The organism is Rhodococcus sp. AW25M09, from assembly GCF_000333955.1.
In the GTDB taxonomy this organism is placed as follows: Bacteria; Actinomycetota; Actinomycetes; order Mycobacteriales; family Mycobacteriaceae; genus Rhodococcoides.
This window is the reverse complement of the sequence record NZ_CAPS01000094.1, coordinates 1-12,429: the sequence shown is the minus strand read 5'-3', so window position 1 is coordinate 12,429 and position 12,429 is coordinate 1. Positions and strand designations below refer to the sequence as shown.

General features: G+C 64.9%; 11 protein-coding genes and 1 pseudogene. 7 read left to right on the top strand and 5 right to left on the bottom strand.

Going from position 1 to position 12,429, the window contains the following annotated elements; translation table 11 throughout:
- Window positions 1-4: 4 nt before the first annotated feature.
- The 4 genes from RHODMAR_RS18710 to RHODMAR_RS18695 all read right to left on the bottom strand — a co-directional run bounded on the left by RHODMAR_RS18710 (window position 5) and on the right by RHODMAR_RS18695 (window position 2,787).
- Entirely contained in the window at window positions 5-202 is a 198-nt protein-coding gene (locus RHODMAR_RS18710) for a hypothetical protein (RefSeq protein WP_008717547.1), read from the bottom strand.
- Window positions 203-205: 3 nt separating this feature from the next.
- A complete protein-coding gene (locus tag RHODMAR_RS18705; RefSeq protein ID WP_008717546.1) occupies window positions 206-1,123 on the bottom strand; it encodes an SPFH domain-containing protein in 918 nt (305 codons plus the stop codon).
- Window positions 1,124-1,221: 98 nt separating this feature from the next.
- Entirely contained in the window at window positions 1,222-1,695 is a 474-nt protein-coding gene (locus RHODMAR_RS18700; RefSeq protein ID WP_008717544.1) for an NUDIX hydrolase, read from the bottom strand.
- An 18-nt stretch (window positions 1,696-1,713) separates the two neighbouring features.
- Entirely contained in the window at window positions 1,714-2,787 is a 1,074-nt protein-coding gene (locus RHODMAR_RS18695; protein WP_008717541.1) for an ABC transporter substrate-binding protein, read from the bottom strand.
- Window positions 2,788-3,088: 301 nt separating this feature from the next.
- Between RHODMAR_RS18695 and ctaD the strand changes: the two genes are divergently transcribed.
- The 4 genes and pseudogenes from ctaD to yczE all read left to right on the top strand — a co-directional run.
- Complete coding sequence (gene ctaD, locus RHODMAR_RS18685; RefSeq protein WP_008717538.1) at window positions 3,089-4,879, top strand: aa3-type cytochrome oxidase subunit I; 1,791 nt, start codon at window positions 3,089-3,091, stop codon at window positions 4,877-4,879.
- Between the two features lie 146 nt (window positions 4,880-5,025).
- Window positions 5,026-6,252, top strand: coding sequence for a phosphoserine phosphatase SerB (serB, locus tag RHODMAR_RS18680; protein ID WP_008717536.1), 1,227 nt, complete (start codon window positions 5,026-5,028; stop codon window positions 6,250-6,252).
- Window positions 6,249-7,055 carry an aminoacyl-tRNA hydrolase gene (locus RHODMAR_RS18675; RefSeq protein ID WP_008717534.1) on the top strand — a complete coding sequence of 269 codons (807 nt, stop codon included), beginning with the start codon at window positions 6,249-6,251 and terminating at the stop codon, window positions 7,053-7,055. The genes serB and RHODMAR_RS18675 overlap by 4 nt, the downstream gene beginning before the upstream one ends.
- A 98-nt stretch (window positions 7,056-7,153) precedes the next feature.
- Window positions 7,154-7,816, top strand: a pseudogene (gene yczE / locus RHODMAR_RS29170) (membrane protein YczE); the annotation flags it as partial.
- On the opposite strand, the gene glgX reads toward yczE, so the two are convergent.
- Complete coding sequence (gene glgX / locus RHODMAR_RS18665) at window positions 7,747-9,912, bottom strand: glycogen debranching protein GlgX (RefSeq protein ID WP_008717532.1); 2,166 nt, start codon at window positions 9,910-9,912, stop codon at window positions 7,747-7,749. The pseudogene yczE and the gene glgX sit on opposite strands and share 70 nt — an antisense overlap.
- Before the next feature lie 31 nt (window positions 9,913-9,943).
- Between glgX and RHODMAR_RS18660 the strand changes: the two genes are divergently transcribed.
- The 3 genes from RHODMAR_RS18660 to RHODMAR_RS18650 form a co-directional block, all read left to right on the top strand.
- Window positions 9,944-10,786: an ABC transporter ATP-binding protein gene (locus tag RHODMAR_RS18660; RefSeq protein WP_042939851.1), complete on the top strand. Its 843-nt coding sequence runs from the start codon at window positions 9,944-9,946 to the stop codon at window positions 10,784-10,786.
- Between the two features lie 48 nt (window positions 10,787-10,834).
- Complete coding sequence (locus tag RHODMAR_RS18655) at window positions 10,835-11,665, top strand: NUDIX hydrolase (protein WP_008717527.1); 831 nt, start codon at window positions 10,835-10,837, stop codon at window positions 11,663-11,665.
- A gap of 11 nt (window positions 11,666-11,676) precedes the next feature.
- Window positions 11,677-12,429 (top strand): enoyl-CoA hydratase/isomerase family protein (locus RHODMAR_RS18650; RefSeq protein ID WP_008717525.1); only part of this gene is annotated, 753 nt, incomplete at its 3' end.

The following is a 12,429-nucleotide window of genomic DNA, read 5'->3' as shown; positions in this document are numbered from 1 at the left end:
ACGCTCACTCTTTCGGCGGGCGTCCCGGCGGTCGAATATCCTCCGCGTTCTTGGGCATTCGACCCTTGTCGCTCAGCGCGCGGCGCAACAGGAACTCGATCTGAGCGTTGGTGCTCCGCAGATCGTCCGAAGCCCAGCGGGCGAGGGCGTCGTGCACCGCCGGGTCCAGCCGAAGCAGTATCTTCTTACGCTCGGCAGCCATGGCTCACTGGTACAGCGATCCGGTATTGATGACGGGCTGGGTGTCATTGTCGCTGCACAACACAACCAGCAGATTCGAGACCATCGTGGCTTTGCGTTCTTCGTCGAGCTCGACAACGTGCTTCTCCTCGAGCTTGGACAATGCCATCTCGACCATTCCCACGGCACCTTCGACAATCTGCTGACGCGCCGCGATCACCGCTCCTGCTTGTTGACGCCGCAGCATGGCCTGGGCGATCTCCGGAGCATAGGCGAGACGGTTGATTCGGGTCTCGATCACCTCGACGCCGGCCGAACGCACCCGAGCGTGTACCTCCTCCGACATGGCTGCGGTGATTTCGTCGGCGTTCTCCCGCAACGACATTCGTCCCTCGGCGTCGTACGGGTAACTGCCTGCGATGTGGCGGACTGCCGACTCGGTCTGGACAGCAACGAACTCCTCGTAATTATCGACCTGGAACGACGCCAGCGCGGTATCGGCAACCTGCCAGACCACGACAGCCGAGATCTCGATCGGGTTACCGTCGGCATCGTTGACTTTCGATTGCCCGGTCTCGTGGTTGCGAATTCGGGTCGAGATGGCCCTGCGGTACGTCAACGGATTGGTCCAGCGCAGTCCCGGTGTGCGCAGCGTTCCGCTGTACGAACTACCGAGTAGCTGAAGAACCCGCGCTTGATTCGGTTGCACCAGAGTCAGTCCCATGAGCGCCGGAAGCGACACTACGAACAGGACGACCCCGGCGGCGACGAGCCCGACAACGGAGAACACGAACCCCAGAGCGAATGCAGCGATTCCGCCGAGGAACAGCACGAGGCCGACGCCGAGCATCGACCAGCCGGGCAGATCCCACCCCGTTCGCTCGGCAATGGTGGTGGTCGGCGTACCCGTCGGCTTCTCGGCGACGGTTGCGGGTGCAGACATGAGAACCTCCCTCTCGATGGTGATACTAAAGTGATATCACATTATTCTCGATCGGGGACTCTCGGAGGTGAACTGTTCACCCGACTCGGATGGGGGAGTCAGCGCCGGAACCACGCCGACGGTTGGTCGGCTATGGCTTTCTCGATCCGTAATCGCGACGTCGCCGTGAGGTTTTCCGGCAATGCGTCGAGTGCAAACCAGGACACGTCGATATTTTCGTCGTCGGCGACATGCGGTGTGCCGCCGACGTACCGAGCGAGGAACGTGATGTCCAGGTACTGCGCGACGTCGCCGTTGGGATAGGTGATCGGCTCGGTCACATCCACGCTCGTCAGGCGCACGATCGTGGCGTCGACGCCGGTCTCTTCGCCGATCTCGCGCAGCGCGGCCGGTGCCGGCTCCTCGCCGGGCTCGAGAATTCCGGACACCACCGCCCAGGTGTTGTTGTCTGCCCGAAGGGTCAGCAGTACTCGCCTCTCGTCATCGAGAACGACCGCACTGACACCGGAAAGCCACAGAGGTGCCGTGCCGACGACGCTCCTCAGCGCTTGCACGAATTCTGGAATGGGCACGGACTCGAAACCCCGTCCTCAGGAGACGTAAGCGTTCAAAGATGCGGACAGGTCAGCCAAAATCGCTCGTGCTGCAACAATTCCACTGCCCGACCACACCGTGTCGTCGACCGCGAAGACGCGTCCGTCGGTGACCGAGCCGAGATCGTGCCACGCGTCGCTGTCCATCACCTCACGACCGAACTTCTCACCGTCGGGTCCCGCGAATCGCACGTAGACGATGTCTCCCTCGACCGGATCGAGGTCGTCCGGCTCGACCGACAGGGCCGCATCACGCTGACTCTGCGGGCGTGCGACGCCGACCTCGGCGAGCACTTGACCCGCGAACGAGTTCGGTCCGTCCACCTCGATGGAGTCCGCGTCGAATCGCACGATCGACGCCTGAGTCTGGCTGGCATCTATTTCACGACCGACCTGCTCGGCGTCCGCGGAGAACGACGCGAGCGCGTCGAATCCCGACTGCCCTCGACCCAACGCCGCCGCGGACTGCAGGAAAGTATCCTTCCAGCCCTGCCCTTCGCCGGTGAAGACGGTCGGAGCGATGGCGGTGAGCGAATCGTAGGTGTCTGCTCCGAGAGAATCGGCACCCAGGATCAGATCGGGATCGAGAGCGGCGATGGCATCGATGTCCGGCGCGCCTACCGTTCCGACCGAAGGAACGGACGCCAATCCGGTGCCCAGATACAGCGGCTGATCTCCGTCGCCACGAAAGTCGGGATCGAGCGTCGCCGCGCCGACGACGCGTTCCCAGATTCCGACCGCGCAGCTCGCGTCCAAGCCGGCGGAGTCGAGTACGACGATGCGCTGGGGGTCGGCCGGGATGGCACTGATTCCCTCGGCGTGTCCGACTGGCCGGGTGTCGCCCTCGATTCCGGTCCGGTCGAGCGGCGCAAGGGCGGGGCACAGTCCCACGGTGTCCCGGTCGTTCCCGACCACTCCGGCACCGGCGATGTTCGTCGTGGTGCGGACGATGGTGGATGCGTCGTCGACGACCTCCGAGTCGGAGCAGCCGACCAGCGCCACAGCTGCGGCAAGGCACGCAGCGGCCAGTGGGCCGATTCTGCGCGGTACACACGAACGGGGGAGTGGCAACGCGGGACTTCCTTCGACGGGTCGGGTGGTCTCACACAGTATCGGACGAGGGCTGCGTCAGGGCACTCGAACGGACACCGTCGAGGTTGCGAAATCGATCGCGTTCGGAGCGCTGCCTGCTTCGGCGGAAAGGCCGACAGCGCAGGCAGATCGCTCGATCCTGGCCGCGCTGGTTCGGCCCAATACGACACACGGTAGGACCGGTTCGGCAAGCGTCGGCCCGACGGTCTACGATTCGAGTAGCGCATGACTAGACGACGTCGCCTCGTAGTTCGAGGACGGCGCGCAATCAGGAGGATCTGTGACTGCCCTAGCGCCTAGGCCCGCTTCCGTTGTGGATGCTGCTCGGCCGTTCCCGCCGCGGATGGGACCGAAGGGTTCGTTTCTGCACAAAGCGGTAACGACGACCGACCCCAAGGTGTTGGGGATCATGTACATCGCGACGTCGTTCGCGTTCTTCCTCGTCGGTGGGCTCATGGCGCTGTTGATGCGCGCCGAGTTGGCCGTACCGGGGCTGCAATTCCTGTCCAACGAGCAGTACAACCAGCTGTTCACCATGCACGGCACCATCATGCTGCTGCTGTACGCGACGCCGATCGTGTTCGGATTCGCGAACTACATCCTCCCGCTGCAGATCGGTGCGCCGGACGTCGCATTCCCGCGGTTGAACGCGTTCTCGTACTGGCTGTACCTGTTCGGTGCCCTGATCACCACGGCCGGGTTCATCACTCCCGGTGGCGCAGCAGACTTCGGATGGACCGCCTACACCCCGCTCACATCGGCCCTGCATTCGCCGGGCGTGGGTGCGGACCTGTGGATCATGGGCCTGGCCATTGCCGGCCTGGGAACCATCCTCGGTGGCGTCAACATGATCACCACGGTGATCTGCCTGCGGGCCCCCGGCATGACGATGTTCCGGATGCCGATCTTCACCTGGAACATCCTGGTGACGTCGATTCTGATTCTGTTGGCCTTCCCGCTGCTGACGGCGGCCCTGCTCGGCTTGGCGGCCGATCGTCACCTGGGTGCGCACCTGTTCGATCCGGCAACCGGTGGAGTTCTGCTGTGGCAGCACCTGTTCTGGTTCTTCGGTCACCCCGAGGTGTACATCATCGCGCTGCCGTTCTTCGGAATCGTCTCCGAGATCTTCCCGGTCTTCTCCCGCAAGCCGATCTTCGGCTACTCGGGGCTGATCTACGCGACGATCGCCATCGCAGCTCTCTCCATTGCCGTGTGGGCGCACCACATGTACGCCACCGGCGCAGTATTGCTGCCGTTCTTCTCGTTCATGACGTTCCTGATCGCGGTGCCCACGGGTGTGAAGATCTTCAACTGGGTCGGCACCATGTGGCGCGGTCAGGTGACTCTGGAAACGCCGATGCTGTTCTCCATCGGATTCTTGATCACGTTCGTCTTCGGTGGGCTGACCGGCGTGCTGCTAGCGTCGCCGCCGATCGACTTCCAGGTCACCGACTCCTACTTCGTCGTCGCTCACTTCCACTACGTGGTGTTCGGCACCGTGGTGTTCGCGACGTACGCAGGCATCTACTTCTGGTTCCCGAAGATGACGGGCCGGATGATGGACGAGGCGCTCGGCAAGTGGCATTTCTGGCTGACGTTCTTCGGTTTCCATGCAACGTTCCTGGTGCAGCACTGGCTGGGTAACGAGGGAATGCCGCGTCGTTACGCCGACTACCTCGCTTCCGACGGTTTCACCACGCTGAACATCATCTCTACGATCGGTGCGTTCGTACTCGGTGCATCGACCCTGCCGTTCGTGTGGAACGTCTTCAAGTCCTATCGGTACGGCGAGGTCGTCACCGTCGACGATCCGTGGGGGTACGGAAACTCGCTGGAGTGGGCGACCTCCTGCCCACCGCCACGGCACAACTTCACCGAGCTGCCTCGTATCCGGTCCGAACGGCCGGCGTTCGAGCTGCACTACCCGCACATGGTCGAACGGATGCGTGCGGAAGCGCATGTCGGTCCGGGAGCACACGGTGGTAAGACCACTGCCGTGATGGAACAGGCCCGACGGGCTCCGATCGCCACCAGCGATCACGAAGGTTCCGGGGACCACGACCCCAGGTAGTCCACAGCAGCAGCGAGAGCCCCTCCCGGCTACCGGGTGGGGCTCTTCGCTTGCGACAATGTCGTGGTGTATCCGGGCTTGCCCGGGCGCGACGAGATGACACGAAGACCTGTCCGGCCATTGGCCGCGCGTGAAAGGGAGATCCGGTGAGCTCGAACGACACCGCAGTGCTCGTGACGGTGACAGGACCCGACAAGCCGGGCGTCACCTCGGTGCTGTTCGCAGCATTGTCTCGGCACGACGTGAGCTTGCTGGACGTCGAGCAGGTCGTCATCCGCGGCAGATTGACCCTCGGTGTTCTGCTCACCTGTCCCCGCGATCCCGAAGCCCTGCAGGAAGAGCTCGAGGACGCCATGGCCACGGTGGGTGTGCACGTGGACGTCGAGATCGGTGCGGCGCAGGGTGGTGGCCAGAGCTTGGCCACCCACGTCGTCGTCGTTCTCGGTCGACCCGTCACCGCACGGGCGTTCAGTGCCATCTCGCGCCAGCTGGCCCGTCAGGGTGCGAACATCGACTCCATTCGAGGCATTGCCGACTACCCCGTGACCGGCCTCGAACTGCAGGTCACTGCCACCGACACCTCGCCCGATGCCGACGTGCAACTACGTACTGGCCTCGCGGCCATCGCAGCGGGAATCGGTGTCGACATCGCAGTGGAGAGGGCCGGGATCGCGCGTCGATCGAAGCGCCTCATCGTGTTCGATGTCGACTCCACACTCGTACAGGGCGAGGTCATCGAGATGTTGGCTGCGCGTGCCGGTCGCGAGGACGAGGTACGCGCCGTCACCGAGGCGGCCATGCGCGGTGAGATCGATTTCGCGGAGTCGCTCGAACAGCGGGTCGCCGTGCTCGCCGGTCTCGACGAATCCGTCATCGAAGATGTGGGCGAGAGTCTGGAGCTGACGGCGGGGGCTCGGACCACGATCCGCACGCTCCGGCGACTCGGATTCGCGTGCGGCGTCGTGTCCGGCGGTTTTCGACAGGTCATCGAGGGGCTCGCGCACGAACTCGAGCTCGATTACGTCAAGGCGAACACGCTCGAGATAATCGACGGAAAGCTCACCGGAAGGGTGATCGGCGAGGTGGTCGACCGCGCTGCGAAGGCCACTGCACTACGAGAGTTCGCAGCCCAGTCCGGAGTGCCGATGGAGCAGACCGTCGCCGTCGGCGACGGTGCCAACGACATCGACATGCTGACCGCAGCAGGTCTAGGGGTCGCCTTCAACGCCAAGCCTGCGCTGCGAGAGATTGCCGATACGGCTATTTCGCATCCGTACCTGGACGCCGTGCTGTTCATTCTCGGTGTCACGCGCAACGAAATCGAGGCGGCGGACGCAGTCGACGGGGGAGTCCGCCGCATCCCGATCCTATGACCGGCGAGTTCGTGGCCGGTGGTCCCGAGACCGGCGAAGCCGCACATGATGTGGACGAGCACAGCGCTGCCGAGGAATTCTCTCCGGACAACACGTTCGATTCGCGTCATGCCGAGCTCGCCCGCGGGTACGGGGGTGCCGAGGATCCGGCCGATCCGGCGGATGTCCTGGCCATGCCGATGGTGCTGCACATCCCCAAGATCGACCCGCCGTTGCGCTTCGAATTGCTCGAGGCGGCCGCCGCAGCAACGGTGACGCTGTGCCTAGATCCGCGCGTCGGTACCGGTGCCTCGTGGCACGAGGCCTTCGACGAATGGACATCGGCTCGGATTCGCAAAGTCGCTCGACGTGCGCGCGGCGCGCAATGGGCTGCGGCACAGCATGTCCCGGGCGTGACGGTGGACGTCGGCGGCGCGTCGGCACGGGCATTGGTACCCGGTAGGGTCGGGGATCTGGATCCGAGGATCAAGCGCCTGCAGATCGGCGGCACCGACGTACCGTCCGAGGTCGAGCCCTCGCCTGCGGCGGGTCCGGTGCTGTGGGTCGATGCCTCGCTGTCCATGACGGTGGGCAAGGCCGCCGCACAGGTCGGCCACGCGTCGATGCTGCTCGCCGGAGCGATGAGTGTGGACCGTTGCCGACAGTGGGCAGTGGCTGGCTATCGGTGCTCGGTTCGCTCGGCCGACCCGCACCAGTGGGCGCGCGCGTTGGACGAGGTTCGCGCCGGACGTGGCGTTGCAGTGCGCGATGCCGGCTTCACCGAGGTGGCGCCCGGTTCGACGACGGTGATCGCCGTTCCCTGAAACCGCTGTTGCACAACACCACTGTTTCCATAACGCTGGGGTCCACTGTCGTGTAAGTGGCTATGCAGAACGTATCCAGTGCGCTGGACACTGGAAGCATGTTCACCTCAGTACGTCGCTCGCTCGCCGATAGGCGGCTCCCTTCTCGACTGCTCGCCCTGTACGTAGGGCTCTGGCTGTACGGGGCGTCGATGGCGTCGATGATCGCCGGTGGCCTCGGCGTCAATCCCTGGGATGTGTTTCACCAGGGTCTCGAAAGCCACCTCTCGCTGAGTTTCGGAACCATCACGGCGATCACTGGAGTGGCGGTGCTGCTGATGTGGATTCCGCTACGACAGCGTCCGGGTCTGGGCACCGTCAGCAACGTCGTGGTCATCGCGTTGGCCGTGGATGCGACGTCGGCGATGTTGCCGCAGCTCGACGGTCTCGTGATTCGATCGGTGGCGATGGTGTCGGGGATCGTGGTCAACGCTTTTGCCACCGCGCTCTACATCGGTGCCGGCATGGGCCCGGGGCCGCGTGACGGATTGATGACAGGCCTCGTGGCGAGGACAGGATGGTCGATCCGTCTGACCCGCACCGGGATCGAATCGACCGTGGTGCTCACCGGTTGGTTGCTCGGCGGGACGCTCGGGCTGGGAACGGTGCTCTATGCGCTCGGAGTCGGTCCGCTCGTACAACTGTTCATGACTCACCTGCCTGCGCTACGGAACACCAGTACCGTGGAGCCGGTCACCGATACCGTCGAACCTGCTTCCAGTGCAACGGTATTCGAGGGAACCCCGTCTACGTTGGCGGAATCGAGTACCGGGACGAACTGCGACGACGACCAGCTCGGGCACGCCAGAGTGATCTCTGCAGGTCCGCCCGAGTGGAGAATCAGAAGCGAACTTGCGTCGTCGACCTGCCCGCCGTCGGATGCATAGGAGCGGACGTCGGAGCCGTCGACCCAGGCTTGGATGGTGCGCACCGAATCGTCGTTCCAGCGATCGGTGTCGAATTCTGTTCCGGCAGAATCGAACCACACCAGATCCGGTCGACCGGTCGGCGTCGCGCGACCGGTGAAGAACTCCTGCTGGCGTAGCGTTGGAGCACTTGCCCGGACGCGTAGCAATCGACCGACGAAGCGAATCATGTTCTGATCGGCCCCCTCCCAGTCGATCGCCCACGAGTCCGCGGCCGGCGCATCCTGGGGAACGCAGTACGCGTTGTTGTTGCCGGCTTGGGTGTGGCCCATCTCGTCGCCGGCGAGCAGCATCGGAGTTCCGGTCGAGAGCGTCAGGGTGGCCAGCAGGGCGCGAACATGGCGTCCACGGGCCTCGAGCATCGACGAATCCTCCGTCGGCCCCTCCGTGCCGTGGTTGACCGACGAGTTGTTGTCGGTTCCGTCCCTGTTCTGTTCTCCGTTGGCCTCGTTGTGCTTTCGCTCGTAGGACACCAGATCGCGGGCGGTGAATCCGTCGTGCGCGGTGACGAAGTTGATCGACGCCCACGGCAGGCGCCCGCCGCCCGCGAACAGGTCCTCCGAACCGGCCAGACGCGACGCCAATTCGCGGACGCCGTGGTGACCTGCCCAGAAGCGGCGGATCGTGTCGCGGTAGCGATCGTTCCATTCCGAGAAGGTCACGCCGAAGTTTCCGACCTGGTAGCCGGCGCCGGTGGCATCCCACGGCTCGGCGATGAGCTTGACCCGGGACAGAACGGGATCGACGGAAATGGCGGTCAACAGCGGTGCGCGAGGATCGAATCGCCAACCACCGGGCCGGCCGAGCGTGCTGGCGAGGTCGAAACGGAATCCGTCGACGCCCAGCTCGTCGACCCAGTAGCGCAGGCTGTCGCACACCATGCGCACTACCGCGGGCGACGCCGAATCGAGAGTGTTTCCGCAGCCGGTCAGATCGACGTCCGATCCGCGTCCGTCGAGCAGGTAGTAGCCGGGCGCATCGAGCCCTCGCCAGCTGATCGAGGGGCCGTCGACCGAGGACTCGCAAGTGTGGTTGTAGACGACGTCGAGAATCACCTCGATCCCCACCTCGTGCAACGCGTCGACCATGGTGCGGAACTCGGTCACCTCGTCGCCGGGAACGGCAGCGAAACGCGGGTCCGGCGCGAAGTACGCACCTGTGGAGTAGCCCCAATGGTTCCGCATGCCGCGGGCGCGCACACCGGGCTCGGTGAACGTGGTCTGCACGGGCAGCAACTCGACCGAGGTGACACCGATGCGAGCAAGATGTTCCAGCACCGCCGGTTGGGCGAGGCCCAGATAGGTTCCTCGAAGATGTTGGGGTACGCCAGGATTGCGGGCAGTGAACGATCCCACGTGCAGTTCGTAGAGGACGGTTCTGTCCCAGGGCACGCCGGGTCGCGCGGGTCTGTCGGAGTGAGCGAGCGGCGCGCGAACCACGCCGAGGGGGAGATGCCCGAGCGAATCGCGAGAACTCGGTGCTCCGAACGGATCGTCCTCGTACGCCAACAATGCCGATGGGTCGCCGAACCGTCCGGTCACTTGTCGGGCGGAGGGATCCAGCAGAAGCTTCGCGCCGTTGAACCGACGCCCCGAATGTGGATCCCAGGTGCCGTGGGCGCGGAAGCCGTACCGATCACCGGCTCGAACTCCGGGAACGAATGCATGTCGAACCCCGAAGGTGCGGGTGGTCAGCTCGATGCGACGTTCGCCGCCCTGGGCGTCGATCAGGCATACCTCGACGCCGTCGGCCTCGGGTGCGTGGACTGCAAATTGAGTACCAGTTGGCAGCACAGTGGCACCCAAGGGAAACGGTGATCCGGGCGGGTTCGAGCCAGACTCGCCGTCGACGGTCGAGCGGAAGTTGCGAGGTACATCGTCAATGGGCGACACGCGTGCACATCCTGCCGTGAATGCGCGGCGGATGTGCGGGAAGATAGGCGTCGTGTCTGAACCGGATCCCGACCTGCTCGTAGATTTCACCGACGTTGTCGTCCGCCGTGGGGGTGTGACCTTGGTGGGACCCGTCACCTGGAAGGTGGAACTGGACGAACGGTGGGTCGTCCTGGGGCCGAACGGTGCCGGCAAAACATCGCTGCTGCGCATCGCGGCGGCCGAAATGCATCCCACGTCCGGTGTCGCTCACGTTCTCGGTGAGGTCATGGGCCACACCGATGTCTCCGAACTACGACCGCGGATCGGGTTGTCGTCGTCATCGCTGGCCCACCGAATCCCGGCCGACGAACTCGTCTCCGATCTGGTGGTGTCCGCCGGGTACTCGGTGTTGGGACGCTGGCGTGAGAAATACGACGCCATCGACACCGAGCGGGCCGTCGAGATGCTCGAGAGTCTCGGTGCCGAGCATCTCGCCACCCGCACGTACGGCACCCTCTCCGAAGGCGAACGCAAGCGGGTTCTGATCGCGCGCGCTCTGATGACCGACCCGGAATTGCTGCTGCTCGACGAGCCGGCTGCTGGACTCGACCTCGGCGGTCGCGAAGAACTGGTGGCACGGCTGGCCGACCTCGCGGCCGACCCGGACGCTCCTGCAACGGTGCTCATCACTCATCACGTGGAGGAGATCCCCCCGGGATTCAGTCACGCTCTGCTGCTGAAAGAGGGCGGAGTGGTGGCACAGGGCTTGATGAACGATGTCGTCACGGCCGAGAACCTGACCGAGGCGTTCAGCCAGTCGATCACCCTCGATCGCGTCGACGGTCGCTTCTTCGCCCGCCGAACCCGAGCTGCCGGGGCACACCGGCGCTAGCGCGGACCGCTGGATCCACCTGCTGCACGCGGCGGTACGTTGCCCTTCATGAGCTCGAACAGTGCTGCCGACCATGTCCCTGCCCGTGATGCTTCGACGGTCATCCTGGTCCGCGACGGCCGATCACGTGCGGAGATCGAAGTGTTCCTGCTCGAACGCGTCGGCGGAATGGCGTTCGCGGGCGGCATGACGGTCTTTCCCGGTGGCGGCGTCGATCCATCCGACGCGGCGGCAGATGTCCGGTGGGCGGGCCCGCCGCCTTCGTGGTGGGCGGACCGTCTCGGAACCGACGAGGGCAAGGCTCAGGCCCTCGTCTGTGCCGCGGCGCGCGAGACGTTCGAGGAGTGTGGGGTGCTGCTGGCCGGATCGGCACCGGATTCCATCGTTGCCGACACTGCTCCGTTCGCATCAGAACGAGGCCGACTCGAGCGTCGCGAACTGTCGTTCGCCGAGTTTCTGACCGCCCACGATCTGGTGCTGCGATCGGATCTGCTCCGGCCGTGGTCGCACTGGATCACGCCGGTGGGCGAAGCGCGACGGTACGACACCCGGTTCTTCGTTGCCGTACTGCCGGAGGGCCAGAATGCGGACGGGGACACCAGCGAGGCAGCGTCGGTGAGCTGGCGTTCGACCGGTGCAGCGTTGGCGGATTGGCGAGCGGGACGGACGATCCTGCTGCCACCGACGTGGAGTCAGCTCGACGCACTCTCCCGTTTCGCCACCGTCGCCGAGGTTGTCGACCACGAACGTGAGATCACTCCGGTCCTGCCCACACTGATCCGCGACGACGGCGCGGTCCGAGTGCTGTTCGACGGCGACGATGCCTACTACGCCGGGGCGCGACATCCCTGGTCGGATCGACCGGACGTGACCCGGTAGCCTTTGCGCCCATGGCTGAGTTCGTGAATCTCGAGGTATCCGACGGTATCGGCACCATCCGCTTGGATCGCCCGCCGATGAACGCGTTCGATCGTCAGATGCAGGAGGAGCTTCGCGCGGCGGCCCGCGAGGCAACGGTCGACAGTGCGGTCAAAGCCGTCGTCGTCTACGGCGGTGAGAAGGTATTCGCGGCCGGTGCCGACATCAAGGAGATGGCGGCAATGTCTGCGGCGGAGATGGCGGAGATCGCCGGCGACCTGCAGTCCGCGTTCGGTTCGCTGAGCGCTGTCCCCAAGCCGGTTGTTGCCGCCGTCACCGGATACGCACTCGGCGGCGGACTCGAGGTCGCGCTCGGTGCCGATCGCCGAATTGCCGGCGACAACGCCAAGTTCGGAGTTCCCGAAGTGCTGCTCGGTGTCATCCCCGGCGGCGGCGGAACTCAACGGCTGGCACGGTTGATCGGTCCGAGTCGTGCGAAAGACATGGTCTTCACCGGTCGGTTCGTCGGGGCCGAGGAGGCGCTGCGTATCGGTTTGGTGGACGAAGTGGTAGCTCCCGACGAGGTGTACAACGCGGCTCGGGCGTGGGCAAAGCAGTTCACCACGGGCGCATCGCGGGCGCTCGCCGCGGCAAAGGCGTCGATAGACCAGGGGCTCGACGTAGATCTCACCACCGGCCTTCGTATCGAAGCGCAGCAGTTCGCGGCCTTGTTCGCCACCGACGATCGCACGATCGGAATGAAGTCCTTCGTGGCCGACGGTCCG

What these genes read in the sequence shown, in the direction of transcription:
- RHODMAR_RS18710 (WP_008717547.1), bottom strand. Translation starts at nt 202, where the DNA reads ATGGCTGCCGAGCGTAAGAAGATACTGCTTCGGCTGGACCCGGCGGTG.
- RHODMAR_RS18660 (WP_042939851.1), top strand. Translation starts at nt 9,944, where the DNA reads ATGTGCGGGAAGATAGGCGTCGTGTCTGAACCGGATCCCGACCTGCTC.
- RHODMAR_RS18655 (WP_008717527.1), top strand. Translation starts at nt 10,835, where the DNA reads ATGAGCTCGAACAGTGCTGCCGACCATGTCCCTGCCCGTGATGCTTCG.
- RHODMAR_RS18675 (WP_008717534.1), top strand. Translation starts at nt 6,249, where the DNA reads ATGACCGGCGAGTTCGTGGCCGGTGGTCCCGAGACCGGCGAAGCCGCA.
- RHODMAR_RS18705 (WP_008717546.1), bottom strand. Translation starts at nt 1,123, where the DNA reads ATGTCTGCACCCGCAACCGTCGCCGAGAAGCCGACGGGTACGCCGACC.